24 protein-coding genes and 1 pseudogene are annotated in these 22,298 nt (G+C 67.7%); 17 read left to right on the top strand and 8 right to left on the bottom strand.

Features of this window, described 5'->3' with window-relative positions; genetic code table 11:
* Positions 1 to 13 precede the first annotated feature (13 nt).
* Entirely contained in the window at positions 14 to 343 is a 330-nt protein-coding gene (locus ABQF13_RS17965) for a hypothetical protein (protein ID WP_448394133.1), read from the top strand.
* A 12-nt stretch (positions 344 to 355) separates the two neighbouring features.
* Here ABQF13_RS17965 and ABQF13_RS17960 read toward each other — a convergent pair whose 3' ends face one another.
* Positions 356 to 1,015 (bottom strand): hypothetical protein, encoded by a 660-nt coding sequence (locus tag ABQF13_RS17960; protein ID WP_448394132.1) that lies wholly within the window; start codon positions 1,013 to 1,015, stop codon positions 356 to 358.
* 76 nt (positions 1,016 to 1,091) lie between these two features.
* Here ABQF13_RS17960 and ABQF13_RS17955 point away from each other — a divergent pair, with 76 nt between their 5' ends.
* Both ABQF13_RS17955 and ABQF13_RS17950 read left to right on the top strand, forming a co-directional pair.
* Positions 1,092 to 2,600, top strand: coding sequence for a carboxylesterase/lipase family protein (locus ABQF13_RS17955; protein WP_448394131.1), 1,509 nt, complete (start codon positions 1,092 to 1,094; stop codon positions 2,598 to 2,600).
* Between the two features lie 71 nt (positions 2,601 to 2,671).
* Positions 2,672 to 4,663 carry a DUF7064 domain-containing protein gene (locus tag ABQF13_RS17950; protein ID WP_448394130.1) on the top strand — a complete coding sequence of 664 codons (1,992 nt, stop codon included), beginning with the start codon at positions 2,672 to 2,674 and terminating at the stop codon, positions 4,661 to 4,663.
* Between the two features lie 118 nt (positions 4,664 to 4,781).
* On the opposite strand, the gene ABQF13_RS17945 is transcribed toward ABQF13_RS17950, so the two are convergent.
* The 3 genes from ABQF13_RS17945 to ABQF13_RS17935 all read right to left on the bottom strand — a co-directional run bounded on the left by ABQF13_RS17945 (position 4,782) and on the right by ABQF13_RS17935 (position 6,798).
* Positions 4,782 to 5,108 (bottom strand): YnfA family protein, encoded by a 327-nt coding sequence (locus tag ABQF13_RS17945; protein ID WP_448394312.1) that lies wholly within the window; start codon positions 5,106 to 5,108, stop codon positions 4,782 to 4,784.
* 92 nt (positions 5,109 to 5,200) lie between these two features.
* Positions 5,201 to 6,079 (bottom strand): SCO6745 family protein, encoded by an 879-nt coding sequence (locus ABQF13_RS17940; protein WP_448394129.1) that lies wholly within the window; start codon positions 6,077 to 6,079, stop codon positions 5,201 to 5,203.
* An 8-nt stretch (positions 6,080 to 6,087) separates the two neighbouring features.
* Positions 6,088 to 6,798, bottom strand: a complete 711-nt coding sequence (locus ABQF13_RS17935) for a FadR/GntR family transcriptional regulator (protein WP_448394128.1) — start codon at positions 6,796 to 6,798, stop codon at positions 6,088 to 6,090.
* Between the two features lie 121 nt (positions 6,799 to 6,919).
* Between ABQF13_RS17935 and ABQF13_RS17930 the strand changes: the two genes are divergently transcribed.
* Positions 6,920 to 7,411 carry a gluconokinase gene (locus ABQF13_RS17930; RefSeq protein ID WP_448394127.1) on the top strand — a complete coding sequence of 164 codons (492 nt, stop codon included), beginning with the start codon at positions 6,920 to 6,922 and terminating at the stop codon, positions 7,409 to 7,411.
* A gap of 14 nt (positions 7,412 to 7,425) precedes the next feature.
* Entirely contained in the window at positions 7,426 to 8,859 is a 1,434-nt protein-coding gene (locus tag ABQF13_RS17925) for a GntP family permease (RefSeq protein WP_448394126.1), read from the top strand.
* Between the two features lie 2 nt (positions 8,860 to 8,861).
* Here the strand turns inward: ABQF13_RS17925 and ABQF13_RS17920 are convergent, their stop codons facing one another.
* Both ABQF13_RS17920 and ABQF13_RS17915 read right to left on the bottom strand, forming a co-directional pair.
* Positions 8,862 to 9,716, bottom strand: a complete 855-nt coding sequence (locus ABQF13_RS17920) for a DoxX family membrane protein (RefSeq protein WP_448394125.1) — start codon at positions 9,714 to 9,716, stop codon at positions 8,862 to 8,864.
* A gap of 49 nt (positions 9,717 to 9,765) precedes the next feature.
* Positions 9,766 to 10,275 (bottom strand): DUF6328 family protein, encoded by a 510-nt coding sequence (locus ABQF13_RS17915; protein WP_448394124.1) that lies wholly within the window; start codon positions 10,273 to 10,275, stop codon positions 9,766 to 9,768.
* A gap of 80 nt (positions 10,276 to 10,355) precedes the next feature.
* On the opposite strand from ABQF13_RS17915, the gene ABQF13_RS17910 reads away from it, so the two are divergent.
* The 8 genes and pseudogenes from ABQF13_RS17910 (at position 10,356) to mddA (ending at position 16,500) form a co-directional block, all read left to right on the top strand.
* Positions 10,356 to 11,750, top strand: a complete 1,395-nt coding sequence (locus tag ABQF13_RS17910) for a xylulokinase (protein ID WP_448394123.1) — start codon at positions 10,356 to 10,358, stop codon at positions 11,748 to 11,750.
* Positions 11,747 to 12,442 carry an MBL fold metallo-hydrolase gene (locus ABQF13_RS17905; protein WP_448394122.1) on the top strand — a complete coding sequence of 232 codons (696 nt, stop codon included), beginning with the start codon at positions 11,747 to 11,749 and terminating at the stop codon, positions 12,440 to 12,442. Before ABQF13_RS17910 ends, ABQF13_RS17905 begins: the two co-directional genes overlap by 4 nt.
* Positions 12,443 to 12,542: 100 nt before the next feature.
* On the top strand, positions 12,543 to 12,773 hold the full coding sequence (locus ABQF13_RS17900; RefSeq protein ID WP_448394121.1) for a DUF6400 family protein: 231 nt from the start codon (positions 12,543 to 12,545) through the stop codon (positions 12,771 to 12,773).
* Entirely contained in the window at positions 12,760 to 12,990 is a 231-nt protein-coding gene (locus tag ABQF13_RS17895) for a hypothetical protein (RefSeq protein ID WP_448394120.1), read from the top strand. The genes ABQF13_RS17900 and ABQF13_RS17895 overlap by 14 nt, the downstream gene beginning before the upstream one ends.
* Before the next feature lie 90 nt (positions 12,991 to 13,080).
* The gene (locus ABQF13_RS17890) at positions 13,081 to 13,431 is read left to right on the top strand and encodes a hypothetical protein (RefSeq protein WP_448394119.1); all 351 of its coding nucleotides are present in this window, start codon (positions 13,081 to 13,083) and stop codon (positions 13,429 to 13,431) included.
* A gap of 49 nt (positions 13,432 to 13,480) precedes the next feature.
* Positions 13,481 to 14,233, top strand: a complete 753-nt coding sequence (locus ABQF13_RS17885; RefSeq protein WP_448394118.1) for a hypothetical protein — start codon at positions 13,481 to 13,483, stop codon at positions 14,231 to 14,233.
* Positions 14,203 to 15,654: pseudogene (locus ABQF13_RS17880) on the top strand (HD domain-containing phosphohydrolase); the annotation flags it as partial. The gene ABQF13_RS17885 and the pseudogene ABQF13_RS17880, both read left to right, overlap by 31 nt.
* Before the next feature lie 66 nt (positions 15,655 to 15,720).
* The gene (gene mddA / locus ABQF13_RS17875) at positions 15,721 to 16,500 is read left to right on the top strand and encodes a methanethiol S-methyltransferase (protein WP_448394311.1); all 780 of its coding nucleotides are present in this window, start codon (positions 15,721 to 15,723) and stop codon (positions 16,498 to 16,500) included.
* Here mddA and ABQF13_RS17870 read toward each other — a convergent pair.
* Positions 16,487 to 17,656 (bottom strand): polyamine ABC transporter substrate-binding protein, encoded by a 1,170-nt coding sequence (locus ABQF13_RS17870; RefSeq protein ID WP_448394117.1) that lies wholly within the window; start codon positions 17,654 to 17,656, stop codon positions 16,487 to 16,489. The two genes, mddA and ABQF13_RS17870, sit on opposite strands and share 14 nt — an antisense overlap.
* A gap of 177 nt (positions 17,657 to 17,833) precedes the next feature.
* Here ABQF13_RS17870 and ABQF13_RS17865 point away from each other — a divergent pair, with 177 nt between their 5' ends.
* On the top strand, positions 17,834 to 18,262 hold the full coding sequence (locus ABQF13_RS17865; RefSeq protein ID WP_448394116.1) for a type II toxin-antitoxin system Rv0910 family toxin: 429 nt from the start codon (positions 17,834 to 17,836) through the stop codon (positions 18,260 to 18,262).
* Here ABQF13_RS17865 and ABQF13_RS17860 read toward each other — a convergent pair.
* A complete protein-coding gene (locus ABQF13_RS17860; RefSeq protein WP_448394115.1) occupies positions 18,259 to 19,719 on the bottom strand; it encodes an MFS transporter in 1,461 nt (486 codons plus the stop codon). The two genes, ABQF13_RS17865 and ABQF13_RS17860, sit on opposite strands and share 4 nt — an antisense overlap.
* A gap of 97 nt (positions 19,720 to 19,816) precedes the next feature.
* Here ABQF13_RS17860 and ABQF13_RS17855 point away from each other — a divergent pair, with 97 nt between their 5' ends.
* From ABQF13_RS17855 to ABQF13_RS17845, 3 genes are read left to right on the top strand one after another with little or no spacing between them, the layout of a single operon-like run.
* Entirely contained in the window at positions 19,817 to 20,518 is a 702-nt protein-coding gene (locus ABQF13_RS17855) for a YwaF family protein (protein WP_448394114.1), read from the top strand.
* Entirely contained in the window at positions 20,515 to 21,132 is a 618-nt protein-coding gene (locus tag ABQF13_RS17850; protein ID WP_448394113.1) for a class I SAM-dependent methyltransferase, read from the top strand. The genes ABQF13_RS17855 and ABQF13_RS17850 overlap by 4 nt, the downstream gene beginning before the upstream one ends.
* A gap of 39 nt (positions 21,133 to 21,171) precedes the next feature.
* Complete coding sequence (locus ABQF13_RS17845) at positions 21,172 to 22,275, top strand: CapA family protein (RefSeq protein WP_448394112.1); 1,104 nt, start codon at positions 21,172 to 21,174, stop codon at positions 22,273 to 22,275.
* Positions 22,276 to 22,298 lie beyond the last annotated feature (23 nt).

Genomic DNA, 22,298 nt, shown 5'->3' with positions numbered 1-22,298 from the left:
ACAGTCAGGTTCCGTGGCACGGCGATTACGTCCCCAACCCTGTCGCTGGTGCGGCCGCGAAGTCGCCGACGCAGGCCTGGGCAGGCGTCGACAGTACTGCCGACAGTCGTGCCGGCAGCGCGCCTACGAACAACGCACGCTCGTCAAGGGCACATCCCTGGCGCCCGACGCGGTGGTGCTCACCGCCGAAGAGGCCACCGAACTCGCTGACCGGGTGTATCAGGTCCGCTGCGCCGCCGAAGACGTCGCGACCGCCATAGAAGAAGGCGCCGACAACGACGAACTGCGCCACCTGTGCACCGAGTTGATGCGGGCCGCCAAGGCCGCCGACGGCTGGCGCTAGCCGGGAAGTTCCTCAGCAGCTGAACATCTGCCCGATCTGCGGCGGGGCGGTCACCGGTTGGAGGCAGCCGAACGGTTCGACGCCCGCGTCGCTGAACTTGACCGCGGACTGGTGCGCGTAGTTGACGCAGAACAGGCCGACGGTGTCGGAACGGCACCGGTAGTCGCCGAACGCCAACACCTGGCCGTAGGGCAGTTCCGCGCCCACACCGGCGGTGAAGGGTCCCGGATCGCCGTGCACGGAGCCGACGGCCACGGTGGTGCCGTCGTAGTCGACCCAGCCGCCCTTCCACTCGCCGTACGCGTCGGCGGGCCGCGGCGGCGGGTCGGCCAAATCGAGCAGGCATACCAGTGCGCCGTCGGTCATGCATCGCGTGGTGCTCGTCGGGGTCCGGAACGCGACATCGTCGCCCAACTGCGTTGTGGTGCCGTCGCGGAACGCGACGTTGTACTGGGCCGGGTCGGCCGGGTCGCCCGCCTCGATCCAGGCGATGACGTCGGCGATAGGCGTGCCGGCATCGGGAGGCTGGGCGGGTGCGGTGGTGGTCGGGGCGGTCGTGGTGGTGCGGCCCGGATCCGGGGGGATCGGCTCGATCCGTTCGGCCTCGCCGCCGACCGACTGGGAACATCCGGCTAGCAGCACCGAGACCGCGATGAGCCCAGCGATTCGCATACCGGCCAGGTTAGCGGGCCGACACGGCGGGCCCGGCCAGGCGCGGCGGCGGGCGCGCATTCGCTACCGTCGGGTGATGCACGAACACACCGTCCGCGCAAAGATCGACGCCGGAACCATCGAAGGTTTCACCCGTGACGGAGTGAACCGCTGGCGTGGCATTCCCTATGCCCGCCCGCCGGTGGGTTCGCTGCGGCTGCGTGCGCCGCAGCCCGTCGAGCCGTGGCGTGGTGTGCGGTACTGCCACGGGTACGGCAACTGTGCGCCCCAGCAGCGCATGTACACGATGCTGGCGCCCGGCAAATACCAGCCGATGAGCGAGGACTGTCTGACGCTCAACGTGGTCGCCCCCAAGCGGCCGCCCGAAGCGCCGCTTCCGGTCATGGTTTTCATCCACGGCGGCGGCTATTTCATGGGCACGTCGGCCACCCCGATCTACGACGGGGCGTCGCTGGTCCGCAACGGCTGCGTCTACGTCTCGGTGAACTACCGGCTGGGCGCGCTGGGATGTTTGGACCTGTCGTCGCTGTCCAACGACGAGTTCACCTTCGACGACAACCTGTACCTGCGCGACCTGGTGATGGCGTTGCGGTGGGTGCGCGACAACATCGCAATGTTCGGCGGTGACCCCGACAACGTCACCATCTTCGGCGAAAGCGCCGGCGCGCACGCCGTCGCCACCCTGTTGGCCGTACCGGAAGCCAAAGGCCTTTTTACGCAAGCGATCTCGGAGAGCCCCGCGGCGGGTATGGTGCGTACCAAGGAAGTCGCGGAGCAGTACGCGGAACGGTTCGCCGCACTGCTCGGCGCGCGCAAGGCGGACGGCGCCAACGCGGTGATGGCCGCGCACCCAATCGATTTGGTGACCGCGTTCGACCGGCTGATCAAACATGGGCAACGCGAGATGCTCGGCGCGTTCGCGGCCGGCCCCACCAGCGGCGGCGATTACCTGCCGCTGGATCCGGTCGAGGCGATGCGCAACGGAAAAGCCCACCGGGTACCGCTGATCGTGGGCACGAACAAAGAGGAGGCCCGGTTGTTCGGCCGTTTCCTCAAACTGCTGCCGATGACCGAGCCGATGATCGAGCGCCTGCTGGCGGAGGTCGACCCCGCTGAGCGCGAACGTATTACCGCCGCCTACCCGGGCTATCCGGATCCGCGCGCGTGCGTCCAGTTCGGCGGCGACTTCGCGTTCGGGTCGGCAGCATGGCAGATCGCGGAGTCGCACAGCGTGCACACCCCGACCTACCTGTACCGCTACGACTATGCCCCGCGCACGCTGCGGTGGTCGGGACTGGGCGCCACCCACGCCACCGAGCTGTTGGCGGTGTTCGACGTCTACCGCAGCGGTTTCGGACGGCTACTGACCGCCGTCGCCGACCGTCGCACCGCGTTGCGGGTCAGCGACGACATCCAGAGCCGGTGGCACGCCTTCGCTCGAACCGGGATGCCGAAGGGGGACTGGCCCGCCTACACCGCCGCCGAGCGGGCGGTGATGGTGCTCGACCATCGACCCCGCGTCGAGTTCGATCCGCACGCCGCCCGCAGGCAGGCATGGGAAGGGTTTTCCCTGGCCAGCCGGTGATTCGCAGCGAATCCGACAATTTTTTGACACCCGTCAACGTTGTGATTTCGCCCACTGCTAGGTTGCCAGGTATGGCCCCCACGCAGAGCGCCGTGATCGAACGGCCCACCGACCTGAACGCCGACTGGCTCACCGCGACCATCGGCGCCGGAACCGTCACCGAATTCGGCACCGAACGCATCGGTACCGGACAGATGAGCGAGTGCTACCGCGTGACGCTGACCTACGCCGACGGCGAGGAAGGCCCACCGTCGGTGGTGTTGAAGGTCGCCGCGACCGACCCCGCCAGTCGCCAGGCCGGCCTGACGCTGGGCCTCTACGAACGGGAGGTCAGGTTCTACACCGACATCGCGCCGCGCATCGGTGGTCCGGTGGCACCGTGCCATTCCGCCGGCTATGACAGCGAGACCGGGGCGTTTCACCTTCTGCTCGGCGACGCGGCGCCGGCCACCGTCGGGGATGAAATCCGCGGTGCCACAGTCGAGCAGGCGAAGCTAGCGCTGGCCGAATTGGGCCGCGTGCACGCCCCGCTGCTCGGTGATCCGGCGGCCGCGCAAGCCGACTGGCTAAACCGCGACACGCCAATCAACCAGGCGCTGATCGGCCAGCTCTACGCCGGGTTCGCCGAGCGCTTCACCGACCGGATCACCGACCAACAGCGTGAGGTCTGCGAGCGGCTGGTCGCCAGCTTCGACGCCTACCTCGCTGTCGAAGCCGATCCGCAGCGCCCGATGGGGCTGATCCACGGCGACTATCGGCTGGACAACCTGCTTTTCGGCGGACCCGGCGCCGACCGCGCGCTGACCGTGGTGGACTGGCAGACCGTCACGTGGGGACCGGCGCTGACCGACGTCGCCTATTTCCTCGGCTGCGCCCTGCCCGTCGAAGACCGCCGCGAGCACTACGACGCGCTGCTGCGCGCCTACCACGAGGCCCTGGGCCCCGACGCGCCGCTGACCCTCGACGACGTCCGCGAGGGCGTACGCAGGCAGAGCTACTTCGGGGTGGTCATGTCGATCGTGTCCTCGATGCTGGTCGAGCGCACCGAGCGCGGCGATCAGATGTTCATGACCATGCTGGATCGGCATTGCCACCATGTGCTGGACACCGACGCCGCGGCGATCCTGCCAGAACCCGTTGGGCTCGAACCGTTGCGGCCCGAGCCCACCGACGAAGGCGCCCACGCACCTGGTGATGAGGAGCTGTGGAACGAGAGCTGGTACTTCGACTTCGTCGACCCCGCGCAGAAGATCGGCGGCTGGATCCGGCTGGGCCTAGTGCCGAACCAGAACGTCGCGTGGATCAACGGGCTGCTGTGCGGGCCGGATATGCCCACCATCGCGATCGTCGACCTCGAGGCCCCGCTGCCGGACGATCCGATGCAGGTGCATTGTGCGGCAGGGGATCTCACGATGGAGATCACCGAGCCGCTGCAGAGCTACCGAGTGACACTGCGCGGGCCCGCGCAAGCCTACGACGATCCGGCCGCGCTGCTGCGCGGCGAGGCCGGCCGGCCGACCGAGCTGACGATGGACCTGGTGTTGCGTACCGAGGGCGTGCCATACCAGTACCGGATCACGCCGCGCTACGAGATCCCGTGCGGGGTGTCGGGCACCGTGTCCGCCGACGGGCAGAGCTACCAACTGGATTCGGTGCCCGGCCAGCGCGACCACTCGTGGGGGGTGCGCGACTGGTGGTCCATGGAGTGGGTGTGGAGCGCGCTGCACCTCGACGACGGCACTCGTCTGCACGGCGTCGACGTCCGGGTCCCGGGCGCACCGCCGGTGGGTATCGGCTACATCCAGCACCCGGACCACGAGCTGATCGAACTGCAGACGGTGGCGGCGCGAGAAGAGATGGGCGACAACGGGTTACCACTGCAGACGACGCTCACGTTGGCGCCGGGTGACGTCACGGTGAGCATCGCCGTGCACGGTCACGCACCGGTGCGGTTGACCTCACCCGACGGTCGGGTCAGCCAGTTCCCGCGGGCGTGGGCCGCCGTCACCGCCGTCGATGGCCGCACCGGCGTCGGATGGCTGGAATGGAATCGCAACCAATAGGGCCGCGTAGCCCCCTTAGCCGCGAGCCCACCCCATTCCCGCGAGCGTGCGAGTTTGAGGGCGACACGCCGAGAGATCGCCGGAGTTTGCGCACGCTCACGGCGGCCTCGCAGCAGCATCATCGGGGCGCGTACATGATGACGCCGACGCCGAGTAGGCAGATCGCCGCCCCGGCGAGATCCCACCGGTCGGGCCGGAAGCCGTCGGCGACCATTCCCCACGCCAGCGAGCCGGCCACGAAGACGCCGCCGTACGCGGCGAGCACCCTGCCGAAGTGGGCGTCGGGCTGAAACGCCGCAACGAACCCGTAGGTGCCCAGCGCGATGACGCCGGCGCCGATCCACAGCCAACCGCGATGTTCGCGAAACCCTTGCCACACCAACCAGGCGCCGCCGATTTCGAGCACCGCGGCCAACGCGAACAACAGCATCGACTTGAGCACTATCACGGCTTCCAGCGTGCCGCGAGCGTGCGCAAACTTCGGCTATTCCACGGCGTGTCGCCCGCAAACCCGCACGCTCGCGCCAAATGCGCCAACTAGCGGGCCGAGTCGTTGTCGAGGTCGTCGCGGTTCAGCCCCATCGGCGTCGCGGCGGGCAGATCGCCGCCGGCCACCACGGCACGGGTGATCGGCGTCAACGCCCGGAACAGCGTCTCCACCTCGTCGTCGGTTAACGCCTCGAGCGCCGACAGCGCAAGCCGGTCGGTGGTGTCTTCGATATGGGCTTTGAGTTCGCGTCCGGCCGCGGTCAGTTCGTCGCCGTCGAGCAAGCCACGCCGGGCCAACCGGTCACTGTAGAGCCGCCACTGTTCGTCGTCGTAGTCGCGGCTGCGCATGATCATCTCTTTGGGCACCCGGCCCGCGGCCGCATGCAAGACATTGGCCTCGCGTCCGGAGATCCCGCAGGCCGCCAGCACGGCGATGTGGCCGTCGCCGCGTTGTTCACGCAGCAGCGTGGCGGCGTGCCACAGCTTGGCCAGCGGTTCGTCGGGCCAGTCCAGCGCCGCGTTGGCGGCGAACAGCGCGCGGCCGTCCAGCGGTGCGCTGCGGGCGGCCTTGGCGGCCAGTTCGGCGGCTTGGCGCACGTTCTCGTCGTCGGCGACGCCGTTGCGGCGCAGCGCCGCCACCGCTGCCTCCCTACGCACCCGAAGCGCGTCGGCCGGCGTGGCGACGTCCCAGGCGGCGGGCAGGGCCCTGGCCACTCGGAGCGGCGCGAAGTTGTAGAACGCGGCGGTCACCACTTGCGGCGGCACGATCCCGAACGGGGCCGAGCGGGCCGCGAAGTAACCCATCCAGAAGCCTTTGAAGCCAAGCCCATCGAGGGCGGCGCGGGCTTCCGGCGCGAAGTAGGTGACGGCGTGCACTGGTTCGATTCGATCGAAGAATCGCCGGGCGAGTTTCGGTTCCCTGTCCACGGTGGCAGTTAACCATTCAGCTCACGACATAGGTCAGCCGCCGCCTCGTCGATGATGGCGCGCATCGCCTTCTCGGCGGCGGCCCCGTCGCCGGTTCTGATGGCGCGGGCCACCTCGTCGTGCAGTTCGATGGCCTCCGGGTTGGGTGTGCTGGGCATCATGCCGTGGTGGGTGCGGCCGGTGAGCACCGCGGCGACGACGCCGTCGAGCGCGCGGAACATCTCGTTGCCGCTGGCCTCCAGCACGGTTCGGTGAAAGAGCTTGTCGGCCAATAGGTATGACTCGAGGTCGCCGGATCGGCCGTGCACCACCATGTCGGAGACGGCCGCGGCCATGGTCCGGCACTGGTCGGGGTTCGCGCGTCGCGCGGCCAGGGCGGCGGCGATGGGTTCGAAGCCGCGCCGCAACTCCGACAGTGACATCAGCTGGGCGGTGCGGTCGCCGACGTCGATGCGCCAGCGTATGAGCATGGGATCGAACACATTCCACTTCTCGACCGGCTGGACCGTGAGCCCCACTCGACGGCGGGACTCGACCAGACCCATCGATTCGAGCACGCGCACGACCTCACGGGTGACGCTGCGCGACAGACCGTGCTGTGTGCTCACCCCGTCGAGCGTGAGCACATGGCCCGCCGGATATGCACCGGACACGATCGCGGTGCCCAATGCGGTGAGCAAACTGGCGTGCAAGGCGCCGACGTTCGATTCCGACGACACGGATACATCCTGTCATAACTGCATCGCAACACTTAAAGGCATATCTTTCTGTAACAGCCTTGCAATCATATGACCATCGCGGCATGGTTGTGACGTCAGCCACAACGGATAGGTGCAATAGATGACGTCGCCAATCGTCGTGATGGGCGTATCGGGGTCGGGCAAGTCGACCGTCGGGGCGGCGTTGGCGCAGCGGTTGCGGGTGCCGTACGCCGACGCCGATGATTTCCACCCGCCGGCCAACATCGCCAAGATGACGTCGGGCCAACCGCTCGACGACGACGACCGCCGGCCGTGGCTGGACGCGATCGGGGAGTGGCTGGCCGAGCGGGGCGATCGCGGCGGGGTGATGAGCTGCTCGGCGCTCAAGCGCAGGTATCGCGACCAACTGCGCCGTCACTGTCCCGCCATTGAATTCGTGCACCTCAGCGGCACCCCGGAGGTGATCGGCAGGCGCCAGGCCAGCCGTCCCGGCCACTTCATGCCCGCATCACTGCTGCAATCCCAGTTCGCCACCCTCGAGCCGCTCGAGAGCGATGAGGACGGCGTCACCATCGACGTCGATCAGAGCATCGATTCGATTATCGAGACCTACGTCAGCACAACCGAATAGGTCTGGGAGGCCTGGTGCAAGCAATCGAACCGGCGTACGGCGCCGGCACACTGCTCTTGATCGCCGCGGCAGCTGTCGCCCTTCTGCTGTTCTTGATCATGAAGTTGAAGCTGCACGCGTTCGTGGCGCTGGTGTTGGTGAGCGTGCTGACCGCGATCGCCGCAGGCATCCCCGTCGGTGACATCCCCGACGCGCTCTCGTTCGGCTTCGCCGACACGATCGGCTCGGTGGCTATCCTCGTCGGTTTCGGCATCATGCTCGGGCGCCTGCTCGAGATCACCGGCGGCGCACAGGTGCTCGCCGACACGCTCATCGGCCGGTTCGGCGAGAAGCGCGCACCGCTGGCGCTCGGGGTGGCCGCGCTGCTGTTCGGCTTTCCGATCTTCTTCGACGCCGGTCTTGTCGTCTTCCTGCCGATCATCATGACGGTCGCGCGGCGCTTCGGCGGTTCGCTTCTGCTGTACGCGCTGCCGGCCGCCGGCGCCTTCGCCGCGATGCACGCCCTGGTGCCGCCGCACCCCGGGCCCGTCGCGGCCGCTGAGGCACTCGACGCCGACATCGGGTTGACGTTGCTTGTCGGTGCGCCGATCGCGATCGTGTCGTGGTTCGTGGGTGTGATGCTCGTGTCACGGGTGCTCGGACACCGGGTGCACGTCGACATTCCGGAGACGCTGTTCGGTTCCTTGAACGGCGGACGTGACGAGGACGCCGGCGGCGACGACGCCGCGGGCAGCGGTGCGGGGACACAGACCCGGACCCGGACGGCTCCGTCGTTTCCGACCGTGCTCGCGTTGTTGCTGCTGCCGATGGTGCTGATCTCGTTCAACACCGTGTTCAACACGCTCATCACCGCCGGTGTGGTCGCCGACGACGCCACCTGGGCGCGGTACCTGATGTTGCTCGGCAACACCACGGTTGCCCTGCTGATCACGGTCATCGTGGCCATCGTCGTGCTGGGCCTGCGCGAGCACCGGATGGCCGACGTCAACACGATCCTGGACAACGCGCTCGGCCCGATCTGCTCGATCATCCTGATCACTGGCGCCGGCGGCATGTTCGGTGGTGTGCTCGAACTCAGCGGTATCGGCGATGCGCTGTCCGACTCACTGTCTGACCTCGGAATGTCGCTGATCGTGCAGGCTTTCGTGATCGCCACGCTGCTGCGCGTCGCGCAGGGGTCCGCCACGGTCGCCTTGACGACGACGGCCGGCTTGCTCGCCGCCGCGGCCGCCGAGGCCGACCTGACCAGCTTGCACCTCACCTTGTTGGTGATCGCCATCGCCGCGGGTGCGACCGTGCTCTCACACGTCAACGACTCGGGCTTCTGGCTGGTCAGCCGGTTCTTCGGGATGGACGTCAAGACCACCCTGAAGACCTGGACCGTGATGGAGACGACGCTCGGTCTCAGCGCGTTCCTACTAGCGCTGGCCCTCTGGATGGTGGTGTGACGTCAGCGCTTGCGGCCGCGACGTTGTTTGACCTGTGCGCGCGCGGTGCCGGCGAACTCGGGCGCGCGTTTGCGCGCGGTCTCCGCCAGTTCGGGCGCGCGTTTGCGCGCGGTCTCCGCCAGTTCGGGGCCCCGCTCGCGGGCGACCTCGGCCAGTTCCGCACCGCGCTCGCGAGCCACGTCGGCTAGCTCGGCACCGCGCTTGCGCGCCACCTCGGCCCACTCCGGGCCGCGTTCGCGAGCCACCTCGGCCAGTTCGGTGCCCCGCTCACGTGCGACGTGGGCGAGTTCACGACCCCGTTCGGCGCCGACCTGAAGCCCGTGGCCGACCTTCTCGGCGAGCGCACTGTCGGCCAGCGCTCCGCCCGTGGCCGCACCGGCGGGCAGCGCGGCGCCGACGGCTCCGGTGACCTTGTGCGCGGCGCGACGGCCCCGCCAGCCCAGCGACGGTTTGCCCTCGGTGTCGACGGCCGCGATGATCAGCCCGCCGATGAGGCTGATGTCGGTGACGAGGGCCCGTCGTTCGTCGGTCTTGCGCTGCGGGTCGGTCTCCTGCCAGAAGGCGTGGCCGCCAAGGCTGCCCGGTACCACGCTGAGCGCCAGCGCCGCCGACGCCAGCCGGGGCAGTTTGCCCGTGGCCAACAGCAGGCCGCCGCCGATTTGTACCGCGGCATTGATGCGGGCGACGGTCTCGGCGTCGGAGGGGACGTTCGTGCCGACAGGGTCGGGCAGCTTGCTCAGCCCCTCGAGGGTTGGGCGCGTCGCGTCGGCCGCCGGTTTGGGGCTACGGAGGGCGTCGACGCCCCGTGTGATGAACACCGCTGAGAGCATGGGGCGCGCGATTCGTCGGATCAACATGAACCGTGTGTTCCCCGGGCCACGCCGGGACAAACGCCCGGACCAATCCTCAGTATGGGTCGCCCTGTGAACGTCGGCGTCGCAGCAGGGGTATCGCGTACCAGAACACGCCCAGGCCCAGCAGCGCGAAGCCACCGGCGACCCAGGCGAAGATTCGGCCCGTCACGGCGTCGAAGATGATGGTCGCCACCCCGGCCAGCGTGATACCCAACAGCAGTGTTCCCACCACGGCGTACCGGTGTGAGGTGGCCACCAGCGTCTTGAGCCGATGGCGGCGGAACAGTATCCGGTGCAAGGTCACCGGCGCGACAAGCAGGACGGTCGCACCGATCGAAGAGACGACCGTGGCCAGATAGACCCCGCGCATCAGGACGTCGAGTTTGTCGAACCGGTCGGAGAACGGCAGGATCAGCAGGAAGCCCGTCAGCAGTTGGACACCGGTTTGGGCTACCCTGAGCTCCTGCAGCAGACTGGTCCAATTGCGGTCCAGCCGTTGGGCTTCCGTCTCGTTGCGGTTCTCGTCCCATCGCTCGACGGCGCCGGGGTGCTCGATATCCACCTGGCGATTCTCGCAGCACCACCGGCACGGTGCATATCGATCACGCATTCACCTCCGCCCGTCGAGGTAGGTTCGTAAGGGTGGATCTCGTTGCGGGCATCGATTCGTCCACCCAGTCGTGCAAGGTCGTGGTGTGCCGGGCCGACACCGGGGAGATCATCAGATCGGCCTCCTCGCCGCATCCAGCCGGCACCGAGGTGGACCCCGAGTCGTGGTGGTCCGCGTTGCAAACCGCCATCGGTGAGGCAGGCGGCCTCGACGACGTGGCGGCGCTGTCGGTTGGCGCCCAGCAACACGGCATGGTGTGCCTGGACGCATCGGGGCGTGCCGTTCGAGATACATTGTTGTGGAACGACACTCGGTCCAGCGCCTCGGCCGACGAACTGGTCCGCGAGCTCGGCGGCGCAGCCGAATGGGTCAAACGTGTCGGCGTGGTGCCGGTCGCGGCGATCACCGCAGCCAAGGTGCGGTGGCTGGCCGACCATGAACCCGCGCACGCCGACGCGACAGCCGCGGTGTGTCTTCCGCACGACTGGTTGACGTGGCGGCTGACCGGTTCCGCCGATGTGGCGGACCTGCGTACCGACCGCAGCGACGCCAGCGGCACCGGCTATTACTCCGCCGAGCACGACGCCTACCATCCCGATCTGCTCGAGCTGGCGATGCGCGGCCGCCGCCCGTTGCTGCCGACCGTGCTGGGTCCGCACGACGAAGCCGGACGCACCGCATCCGGGGCAGTGCTCGGCCCGGGTGCCGGGGATAACGCCGCTGCGGCGCTCGGCCTCGGGGCGGCGCTGGGCGACGGCGTCGTATCGCTGGGCACCTCGGGGGTGGTCAGCGCCGTCAGCGACACCGCCCCACACGACGCCGCGGGACTGGTCGCCGGATTCGCCGACGCGACCGGGCGCCAACTGCCGCTGGTGTGCACGCTCAACGGCGCACCCGTGCTGGCGGCGGTCGCGCGCATGCTCAACGTGGACTTCGCCGAGTTCGACAGGCTGGCGTTGTCGGCGCCCGCGGGCGCGGAGGGGCTGACGCTGGTGCCTTACTTCGAGGGCGAGCGATCACCGAACCTGCCGGAAGCGGCGGGCGCCCTGCACGGCGTGACCACGCGGAACCTGGTGCCGGCCAACGTTGCCCGCGCCGCAGTCGAGGGTTTGCTCGCCTCGATGGCGTACTGCATCGAGAAGATCTCCGCGCAGGGCGTCGACGTCAGACGTCTCATCCTGGTCGGCGGCGCCATGCGCTCGAAAGCCGTTCGCCGCATCGCGCCCGCGGTGTGGGGCAGGCCGGTCGACGTGCCGGAACCCGCCGAGTACGTCGCGCTCGGCGCGGCCAGACAGGCGGCGTGGACTCTGACACAACAGGATTCACCACCGGTATGGTCATATGGCGTGACGACGCCCTACACCGCTGAACCGACTCCGCAGGTGCTCGACCAATACCGATCGGCGCAACCGCTGACGCTGCGGTGAACTACTCGTGGGAGCGTCTGGCCGACGCCGTATTCCGCTGCCGCCTACCGTTTCTCGACGTCACTATCGGCGTGGTGGCCGGTAGCGCGGGAACCTTGTTGATCGACACCGGCACCACCCTGACCGAAGCCGAGGCCATCACCGCCGACATCGCGGCGATGGGGCACCGCGATGTCAGCCATATCCTGCTGACCCACAACCACTTCGACCATATCCTCGGATCGTCGGCGTTCCCCGACGCGCGGATCTACTGTGCGTCGCAAGTGGCGGCGACCATGTCGGATGGTCGGCACCACCTTCGCGACGACGCCGTCCGGCACGGCGCCGACGTCGCAGAGGTGGACCGCGCGATCCAGGGCCTGTCCGTACCGCAGCACCTGACCAACGCCGCCGTCATCGACCTGACCGACATCGCCGTGACGATCGGGCACCCGGGGCCCGGCCACACCGACCATGACCTGATCGCGATCGTGCCCGCATCAGATACCGCGGTGGTGTTCTGCGGAGACCTCGTCGAGGAGTCCGGTGACCCCTGCATCGACGATGACTCCGATCCGGTGGCATGGCCCGCCACGCTGGACCGGTTGCTCGAGGTGGGCGGCGCGGACGCGGTCTACGTGCCCGGGCACGGCGCCGTCGTCGACGCGGAATTCGTCCGCCGGCAACGACGCTGGCTGGCTGAGCAGGTGTGACGTAGTCGGCGACGACATGTGACGTGCGTCATTGCCGGGCGCGGCCTACTTAGGCCACCCTAACCGTTCGCTTTGTCACGAATGGTTTGGAGGTGCCGGTATGGCCGGTCTCGACTTCGTCTATGACCTGACCCTCGACGAGGCCAGACGGCGAACCGCCGTGCTGGCGGCCATCGGCGACGACTGGGACCCCATTGCGGTGCTCGCCGAGGAGCAGCGCGCATACGAGATGCTGTACTCCGATCTGGATGCCGACCAGCAGCAGATCTACGACGACCTGGTCGCTGCCGGGGTGCTGCCCGATCGGACGGTGAACCGTGCTGCCGATTGATCCCACCGCCGACCGCGCACGTCGGGTATGGCTCGACTGCCCCAACTGCCGCCACGGCGTGGGATGCGAGGATTGCGAGGATCGCCGCAACTGCTCGGAGCACTGGCAATACCTGCTGGGCAACGACGCCACCGTGGTGCACATGCAGTGTCCGGGCTGCGCCCATCTGTGGTCGACGGACACGCACCGCCGCGGTGGTGCGGGCCAGGTCGCCTGACGCAGCAGCATCGCCGCGAATGCTGCGAACGGGTCGTGAACCGGCGAGAATCGCAGCCCTCATGGAGGTCTCGCTAGTTACCCTTGCCTCATGGGACGTGGGTTCTTCGGTTCGCCGGCCGTCCATGGATTCAACGGGTTCGTCGTCGGCCTGCTCGATGCGCCGGTGCTCGGTTCGATCATGCGCAGAGGATTTGTGAAGATTCGCTATGTCGGCCGCCGATCAGGCAAGACGTTCGAGACCCCGGTGAACTACCGGCGCGCCGGCGACGACATCGTCATCAACGTCATGGCCCCCGACGCGAAGACCTGGTGGCGCAACTTCCTCGACGACGGCGGCCCGCTCACCCTGGTCGGATTCGACGGGCAGGACCGCGCCGGGCACGCCGTGGCCCACCGTGACGCCAAAGGCCGCGTCACGGTCACCGTCACCCCGAGATGAGGCAGCCGCCCCATGCGCCGCGGCCGGCGGCCGGCCAACCATACGGGGTATGACGAACACACTCACACCCTCAGAGGCCGCCGCGGCCGTCACGCGCAACGCCACCCTGCCCCCCGGCGACGACGAACGGTTCGTCGGCTATGGCGTGATGGGCCTGCCGTTTCGAAGTGGGCACTACCTGGCCCTGCGGGATTTCCCGGCAACCTCTTTCTCACCCGCCTACCGATCGGTATGGCATCGCGGTCCATCCGGAGAGTGGTCGTTCTATGCCACCACGCCCGGCCAGCAGAGTTGCTCGCGGTACTTCAGCGCCGCGACGGGGGACCCGATCGAATGCGATATCGACGTCGCCTGGCTGACGCCGTGGTCGCTGCTGGTGCGGATCGCGGGGCTGCTCGACTGGACGATCGAGCTGGAGACGACCCCCGGCACGCGGCTGATGAGCAGCATCGGACGGCGGCTGCCGGCTGCGACGTGGACGAACCGGTCGGCGCTCGCGGTGATCGGACGGGTCGTCGGGCCGGTGCTGCGCAGCGGGCGGGTCAGGCTTGCCGGTCTTGCTCCCAACGGTCAGCGGTTCATGATCGCGCCGACGCAATTGTGGGCGGTGGCCGGGTCACGCGCGTGGTGGCGAGGTGAGGACCTAGGGCCGGTGGGGCCGCTTGACCGGCAGGCCCGGCTCGCCGATTTCCGTCCTCCGCAGCGCGGGATCTTCGTCGTCGGCTCCGGGCATTTCGAGTCGTTCGACCCGGCTCGGCACCGGGTCGTCGAGCCACCCGGCTGGCCGACCGGCTGGGTCTGAGCCCCGCACAACGCAACTGCGTGTACTACACGACCCTGATCCTGTGGATCGGATGCCACGCGGACTCCCACGAGTACGCCGGGTGGTTCGGCGACGACATCGCCGTGCGCCGCGACTCCTACCTGCTGGACTGGTCGGGGCTGCCGTACCTGTGGTTCTTGATGAGCAACGTCGGCCGCGGTCAGCCGTTGATGCACCGGCTGAGCGTCATGACGACCTTGTTCACCAACGCCAGAGGGCACCTGTCCCAACTGATCCACTCCCACTGCACCTCGGCGGCTCTGCTCGCCGACCGGATCGGGCTCGGCCCAGATGTGCAGTCGGCCTTGGCTTTCGCCTTTGAACGCTACGACGGCGGCGGGTTACCGGCAGGCGCACACGGCGACGCGATACCGGTGCAGACGCGCGTCGCCCAGCTCGCCGAGCTGGGCGAGGTCCACCACCGGATCAGGGGTGTGGAAGGCGCGGTCGCGATGGCGCGCCGCAGACGTGGCGGACAGTTCGACCCGCATCTTGTCGATACGTTCGTCGCGTACGCCGACGATATCCTGGCCGGCCCACCGGCGGGCGATGCGTGGGCCGCGGCACTACGCGAGGCACCCGAGCATGACCAGCGCTTGGATGAGCACGCGCTGGACAAGATCCTCATGGCGCTTGGCGACTTTGTCGATTTGAAATGTCCGTTCACACTTGGGCATTCACGAAGGGTGGGTCAGCTCGCCGGAGACGCAGCGGCGGCGTGCGGGCTCGATGCCGACACGGTCGCGATGACCCGACGGGCGGGCCACGTGCACGATCTGGGACGCATCGGGGTGTCCAACCAAGTGTGGTCCAAACCAGGACCCTTGTCCGCAGCCGAGTTCGAGCGGGTTCGGCTGCACCCGTATCTGACGGTGCGCATCCTCAGCCAGGTGCGACGCCTGGAACGCGTTGCGCAACTCGCGGGCAACCACCACGAGTGTGTCAACGGCACCGGGTATCCACGCGGTCTTCCCGGCGCCGCGCTCAGCAGGCCCGACCGCATCCTGGCGGCCGCGGTGAGCTACCAATCCGGTTGTGAGCCGCGCCCTTACCGCCAACAACTGTCCTCCTCATCCGCGGCGCGCAGGCTCGAGAAGCGGGTACGGGCGGGCGAACTCGATCCGACGGCGGTGGAGGCGGTTCTGCACGCCGCAGGGCAACGTGCGCACCGTCGGGTGCGCCGTCCCGGCGGCCTCACCCCGCGCGAGATCGAAGTGCTGTGCCTGGTCGCCCGCGGCGCCTCCAATAAGGAGATCGCTGAAGCGCTGGTGATCAGCGAGAAGACGGCGCGCAATCACGTCGAGCGCACCTACGCCAAGATCGGGGTGTCAAACCGTATCGGCGCCAGCATGTATGCCCTGCAACAGGGCTTGGTTGACGAGGTCGATCGCGGTATTTGAGGCACTTGCCTCAGGTTTTGACGCAGGGCGTTGAACCAACATCACCGGATGAACCGTAATAAGGCCATGAGCCGAATTCTGATCGTCAGCTACGGCGTGGTCAGCTACGCCGTTTTCGTAGTCGCATTCCTGTATGCCATCGGGTTCGTCGGCGACATCGCCGTTCCGCGCAGCGTGTCACAGGGCATCGCGGCGCCGCTGGGCCAGGCGCTCGCGATCAACGTGGCACTGCTCGCAGCGTTCGCCCTGCAACACAGCGTGATGGCCCGACCGGCCTTCAAGCGGTGGTGGACCCGGCTGATCCCGCCGGCCATCGAGCGCAGCACCTACGTGCTGCTGGCCAGCGCGGTACTGCTGCTGATTTATTGGCAGTGGCGCACTGTGCCCGTGGTGGTCTGGGACGTCACGTCGAGCGCGGGCCGGGTGGCGATCTGGACGTTGTTCTGGATCGGATGGGCGATGGTGTTCGCGGCGACGTTTCTGATCAACCATTTCGATCTGTTCGGTCTTCGGCAGGTCTATCTGGCGTGGCGGGGACAGCCCTACACCGAGCTCCCGTTCCAGGTCCGGGTGTTGTACCGGCTGGTGCGCCACCCGCTGATGTTGGGCTTCATCATCGCGTTCTGGGCCGCGCCGACGATGTCAGGCGGGCGGCTGCTGTTCGCGGCCGTCACCACCGGCTACATCCTGGTGGCCATCCAGCTCGAGGAGCGCGACCTGTCTGTCGCCCTCGGCGCGGATTATCAGGCCTATCGCCGGAGCGTGCCGATGCTGGTGCCGCGCATTGCCGTACCGCACCCGGCAACAGCAGCCACCCCGCCGGCCGGCTCCGCTACTGGCCAGTGACCGCTGCGTACATGGACGCGTACTCCTGCTTCTGCTCATCGGCCAGCGGCGCCCACGCGGTGATCTTGTCGATGGTGGCCTGCGGCGGATTGACCAACTGGTTCTTCGCCAACCCCGGATCGATCTTGTTGAGCTCATCGGTCATGTCGGAGAGCACGGGCACGAACTGGGTGAACGCGATGAGCTTGGCGTAGTTGGCCCGGTCGTAGACGTAGTTGATCCACGCCTCCGCCGCGGCCTGGTTCTGCGTCGTGTAAGGGATCACCATGTTGTCGACGAAGTCGGTACCGCCGGACTCGGGGACCACGAACTGCAGATCAGGGTCATCGGCCTGCAGTTGCACCACATCACCCGAATACGCTTGGGCGATCACGACATTGCCCGATGCCAGGTCCTCGACGTAGTTGTTACCGGTGAAGCGGCGGATCTGGCCATTGTCCTTTTGTTCGCGGACCAGGTCGACGGCCCGCTGCACCGATTCGACCGTCGGCGCCGCCGGATCGGCGCCCTGAGCCAGCATGATCATGCCGAGGCCGTCCTGCACATCGGAGAGCAGGCTCACCTGTTCCTTGAACTGCGGATCCCACAGGTCGTCCAGCGTGGTGATGTCACGCCCGGTAGCCGCCCGGTTGTAGGCCAACCCGACCATGCCGGTCATGTACGGCGCGCTGAATTTGCGACCAGGGTCTATCTGGGCGTTCAGCAAGTCGGGCCGGAGGTTCTTCTTGTTCGGCACAGTGCCTTCGGTGAAGTCGTTGAGCCAGTTGAGGTTGCGAAGCCGGACTGCCATGAACGCGGTAGGTACCACGAGGTCGGCGCCGATGTCCTTTTTGCGCGACAGCGGTTCTTTGACCTTGGCGAACCACTCCTCGTTGTCGTTGAAGTCTTCCTTGTAGTCGACGGTGATGTCCGAGGAGTCCTGGAAGTCCGCGATGAAACCGTCGGCCATGTATAGCGGCCAGTTGGAGATGCGCAACGTCCCGCTGGCGGGGCCGTCCGTGCCGGTGGCGGTCTCTGAAGGGCCGGCCTCGGATCCGCACGCCGCCAGGAACGACGGACCGAGGACCATCGCGGCGGCGGCCGCAGCGCCGCCACCGATGAAGCGTCGCCGTGAGGTGGCGACGCGGGGATCGAGTGCCTCGGAGGAAGACGGCATGACGGCGGTGCCTTTCGTCGGAGGGGGAGTCGGACCTTCGCAAGCGATTCCGTGACGAATTTACGTGATGACAATGGAATCCTTCGTTGCTTCCACGTGCGCCCAAAGAATCCACTGTGCCGCCCGGCGGGTGCTTCGATTCGTTTCCCGGTCCGCGTCGTCGGGTAGTGATAGGGCATGGCAACGGTAGACGTGGCGGTGTCGTCTGAGTTGAATCCCGAGCAGGCGTGGGCGCTGGCTTCGAACTTGAGACGCTTCGACGAATGGCTCACCATCTTCGGCGGCTGGCGCAGCGACGTGCCCGCCGACATCGAGGTCGGCACGTCCGTGTCATCGCTGATCAAGGTCAAGGGATTCCGCAACGTCATCCACTGGCACGTGACCCGCTACGACGAACCCAAGCTGATCGAGTTGATCGGCAAGGGGCGTGGCGGCGTCTGCATCCGGCTGTGCCTGCACGTCGAAAGCCGAGAATCCGGAACGACCTTCCGGGTGGTCGCCGAACTGACCGGCGGTCTGCTCAACACCCCGGTCGGCAACTTGGTGGCCAAGGTCGTCGAATCCGATGTGCGCAAGTCGGTGAACAACCTCGCGGCGCTGCGTTAACCCCACTCGCGGTTCATCGCGCGTGTTTCATACTGCGCCTCAAGGGTTTTCGCGGTCGGCTTACGTGCACCGGTGAACGCGATGAGGATCAGCGCCAGGGCGGCGGTCACCGCGCCGCCGAGGAAGATCGCCACGTAGCTGCTCTGCACCGGCACATCGGACCCGGCCATCGTGCGGGCGAGCAGCATCGCGACCACGGCGGCGGCCGTCGAGCTGCCGATCGTGCGGGCGATCGCGTTCATGCTCGTGGCCACCCCCGTCTCGTCGGCCTCGACCTCGCTGACGATCAGGGCGGGCAGCGCGCCGTAACCCAGGCTGATGTAGGCGTTGGCCAGAATGCTGGCCACGATCACCTGCCAGGCCTGCGAATGCGCGAACGCGACGAACAAGAACCCCGCGATGCCGGCGACGGCCGCGACCACCAGCACCGGCCGGGCACCGAACCGGTCGATGAACCTGCCGCTGGCCATCGCGACCAGAAAGCCGGTGACCGCGCCCGGTAACAGGTACACCACGCTGGCTTCCAATACCGATGCGCTGAAGCCGTAGCCGGCGGTCTCCCGGGGTATCTGCACGAACAGCGTCAAACCCAGAAACGCGAAGTACAACCCCATCCCGACGAAGATCGTGGCGAGGTTGGTCAGCAGGATCGGTCGTCGCGCCAGCATCGCCGTCGACACCAGCGGCTGGCGTGCGCGGCGTTCCCACTGCCACCAACCGACGAGCAGTGCGACGCCCAGCGCCGCGCAGCCCAGCGTGGCCGGCGAGGCCCAGCCCCACGAATAGCCCTGGGTGATCGCCAACAGCGCCGTCGACAAACCGGCAGCCAGCCCGGCCGCGCCAAGCCAATCGATGGTTCCAATCGCGTTGCGCTCACGGTTGGGGACCACGAACACCACGATGGCGATGACCATGATCGTGAACGCGGTGGTCAGCCAGAACACCCGGTGATAGCCGGCGTCGCCGCTCATCAACAGCCCGACGACCACCAGTCCCGCACCGCCGCCGAAGCCCAACGCGCCCGACATCACCGCCATCGCCGACATCAACCGCTCGCGCGACAACTCTTCACGCAGGATCGCGATGCTGATGGGGTAGAGGGCATAGGAGGCCGCCTGGAGGACGCGGCCGATGATCAGCAGCGGCAGTGAGGACGTCGTCGCCGCCAGCACCGACCCGACGAGCACGACCGCGAGCACCCACAGCAGCACCCGCTTCTTGCTGTGCAGGTCGGCCAGCCGCCCGACCAACGGCGTCGCGGCCACCGCCGCCAACAGGTTCGCGGTCACCGCCCAGCTCACGGCGATCGTGGACACCTGGAGTTGTTCGGCGATGACGCCGAGCACCGGCACCACCGCGGTCTGCAGCACAGCGACGGTGATGACCACGACGGACAGCCCGGCCACCAACAGGCTCGGGGACCGTACGGGTGCATGGCCCGCGGCCGTTCCGACCACACCCGCTCCGATCGTTAGCCCATCTTCGGTTCTTTCGATTATGGGTTGAGGCGGCGCTCACACTCGTTTGGCCCCCTCGGCGAGGCCAGCCAGACTTGTGGACATCACCGCACAAGATGAGTTCACCGCATATGGCCCGTCGCATTGGGCCGCGCTGGCCGTCTTCGCCGTCGGCGCCGCACTGCTGGTAGGGCTGGGGCGACGGCAGACCCAAGCGCAGTCCCGACGCTTCGGACGCATCGTCGGTGCCGTGACGGCGCTGACCTACGCCGGGGTCCTGGTCTACGGCCTCGTCCCGTTCGATGTGCGGTGGTCCATGCCGTTGCACCTGACCGACCTGGCCACCATGGTGACCGCGTACGCGTTGTGGTCGCAGAAGCACTGGGCGTACGCGGTGACCTATTACTGGGGACTGGTGCTCAGCGTGCAGGCGTTGATCTCACCCGCGCTGACGGGTCCCGACTTTCCGCACTACCGGTTCCTGGCGTTCTGGGGGATCCACCTGGTGGTGGTATGGACCGCCATCTATCTCACCTGGGGCCGGGGGATGCGGCCGCGGTGGCGCAGTTACCGCATCGTGGTGGCGGTGACGTTGGGGTGGGCGGCGGTCACCATGACGTTCAACAGCATCGCCGGGTCCAACTACGGGTTCCTCAACGGCAAGCCATCGACGGCGTCGCTGCTGGACGTATTCGGGCCGTGGCCGTGGTACCCGGTGGTGGCCGCCGCTCTGGTGTTCACGGTGTGGGCGGCGATGACCTGGCCATGGGAACGGACACGCGGCAAGCTGAAGTCATGAACTCAACACCGGCATTACCGGTCAACCATCACGCCGATCATCCCGGTTTCTCCGGTGTCATGGCCGTGCTGTGCGGGCTGGTCTTCCTGCTGATGGGGCCGAAGAACGCGCGCCTGGTGATGGACCTCGCAGGGATTTCGGCGGACGACCACGTCATCGACATCGGCTGCGGGCCGGGTAGCGCGGTCCGGGAGGCCGCGCGCCGCGGCGCCCACGCGACCGGAGTCGACCCGTCGTCGATGTTTCTGAAGATGGCGCGGGCGGTCACACGGAAGTCGGCGAACGTGACATGGGTCGAAGGCACCGCGGAGAGCATCCCGCTGCGCAACGAGTCGGCAACGGTGCTGTGGTCGCTGGCCACCGTGCACCACTGGCAGGATGTCACCGCCGGGCTGCGCGAGGCGCATCGCGTGCTGGTGCCAGGTGGGCGGCTGCTCGCCGTCGAGCGCCAGACACAGCCGGGTGCGACCGGGTTCGCCAGCCACGGCTGGACCCGTCAACAAGCTGATTCCTTTGCCGCGCAGTGCCATACGGCTGGTTTCAGCGACGCGGTGGTCGAGAGCAGCCACGTCGGACGACGCCCCGTATGGGTGGTGCGGGCGCGCCGGCCCTGACGTTCTGCGCGCTCGCGGGGTTCGGAGGACACTGGCGGTGTGCCGTCGAGAGCGGGCACCGACGACGTCGTCGTATTTGTGACCGGCGACGTGATGACCGCTCGCGGCATCGATCAGGTCCTGCCGCACCCCGGCGATCCGACGCTGCGCGAAGCCGTCGTCAAGGACGCGCGAACGTATGTGTCGCTTGCCGAAAAGACCAACGGCCCCATCCCCGTTCCGGTCGACTTCGCGTGGCCGTGGGGTGAAGCGCTGGCCGTCCTCGACGAGATTCGGCCCCACGTCCGCCTCATCAATCTCGAAACGAGCATCACCACCAGAAGCCAGTTCGCCTCGGGAAAGGCCGTGCACTACCGCATGCATCCGGACAACATCGGGTGCCTGGCCGCGATCCGGCCCGACGGCTGTGCGCTGGCGAACAACCACGTCCTCGACTTCGGTCATCGTGGCCTGGTCGAGACGTTGGACGTGCTCACCGGCGCCGGAATAGGCTGCGCCGGAGCGGGTTCCGACATCGGACAGGCTCACGAACCTGTTCGGGCGGCAGGGCAGGCGGTGATCGCCTCGGTCGGATCAGTGACGAGCGGCATCCCGGCGCCCTGGGCCGCCACCGACGACCGCGCGGGGGTGGCACTGCTGCCCGACCTGTCCGAGGCCACCGCCGCCGCCGTCGCCAACCGCCTGCGGGAGCGAAAACGGGACCGCGACATCACAATTGCCTCCGTGCACTGGGGCTCCAACTGGGGCTACGAGGTGCCGCCCGCGCAGATCCGCTTCGCGCACCGGCTGATCGATGAGGGTGTCGACGTCGTGCACGGTCACTCATCGCATCATCCGCGCCCCGTCGAGGTGTACCGCGGCAAGCTGATCCTCTACGGGTGCGGCGACACCGTCGACGACTACGAGGGCATCGGCAGCTACGAGGCCTTCCGACACGAGCTTCGCCTGCTGTACTTCGCGTCGATCGACCGCCGAACCGGCCAACTCGCCAACCTCTCGATGACGCCGATGCGAATGCGGCGGATGCGCCTCGAACACGCGCCCGACGATGACGCCGAATGGCTACGCGCGCGGCTCGAGCAGATGAGCCGGCAGTTTGGCACTGCCATACGCCGCGTCGGCACCAGCTTTACGATCGGCTAGTATCGTCCTTTACGACCGTAAAG

Source organism: Mycolicibacterium sp. XJ879 (assembly GCF_053483935.1).
This window is presented reverse-complemented; position numbering and strand designations above follow the sequence as displayed.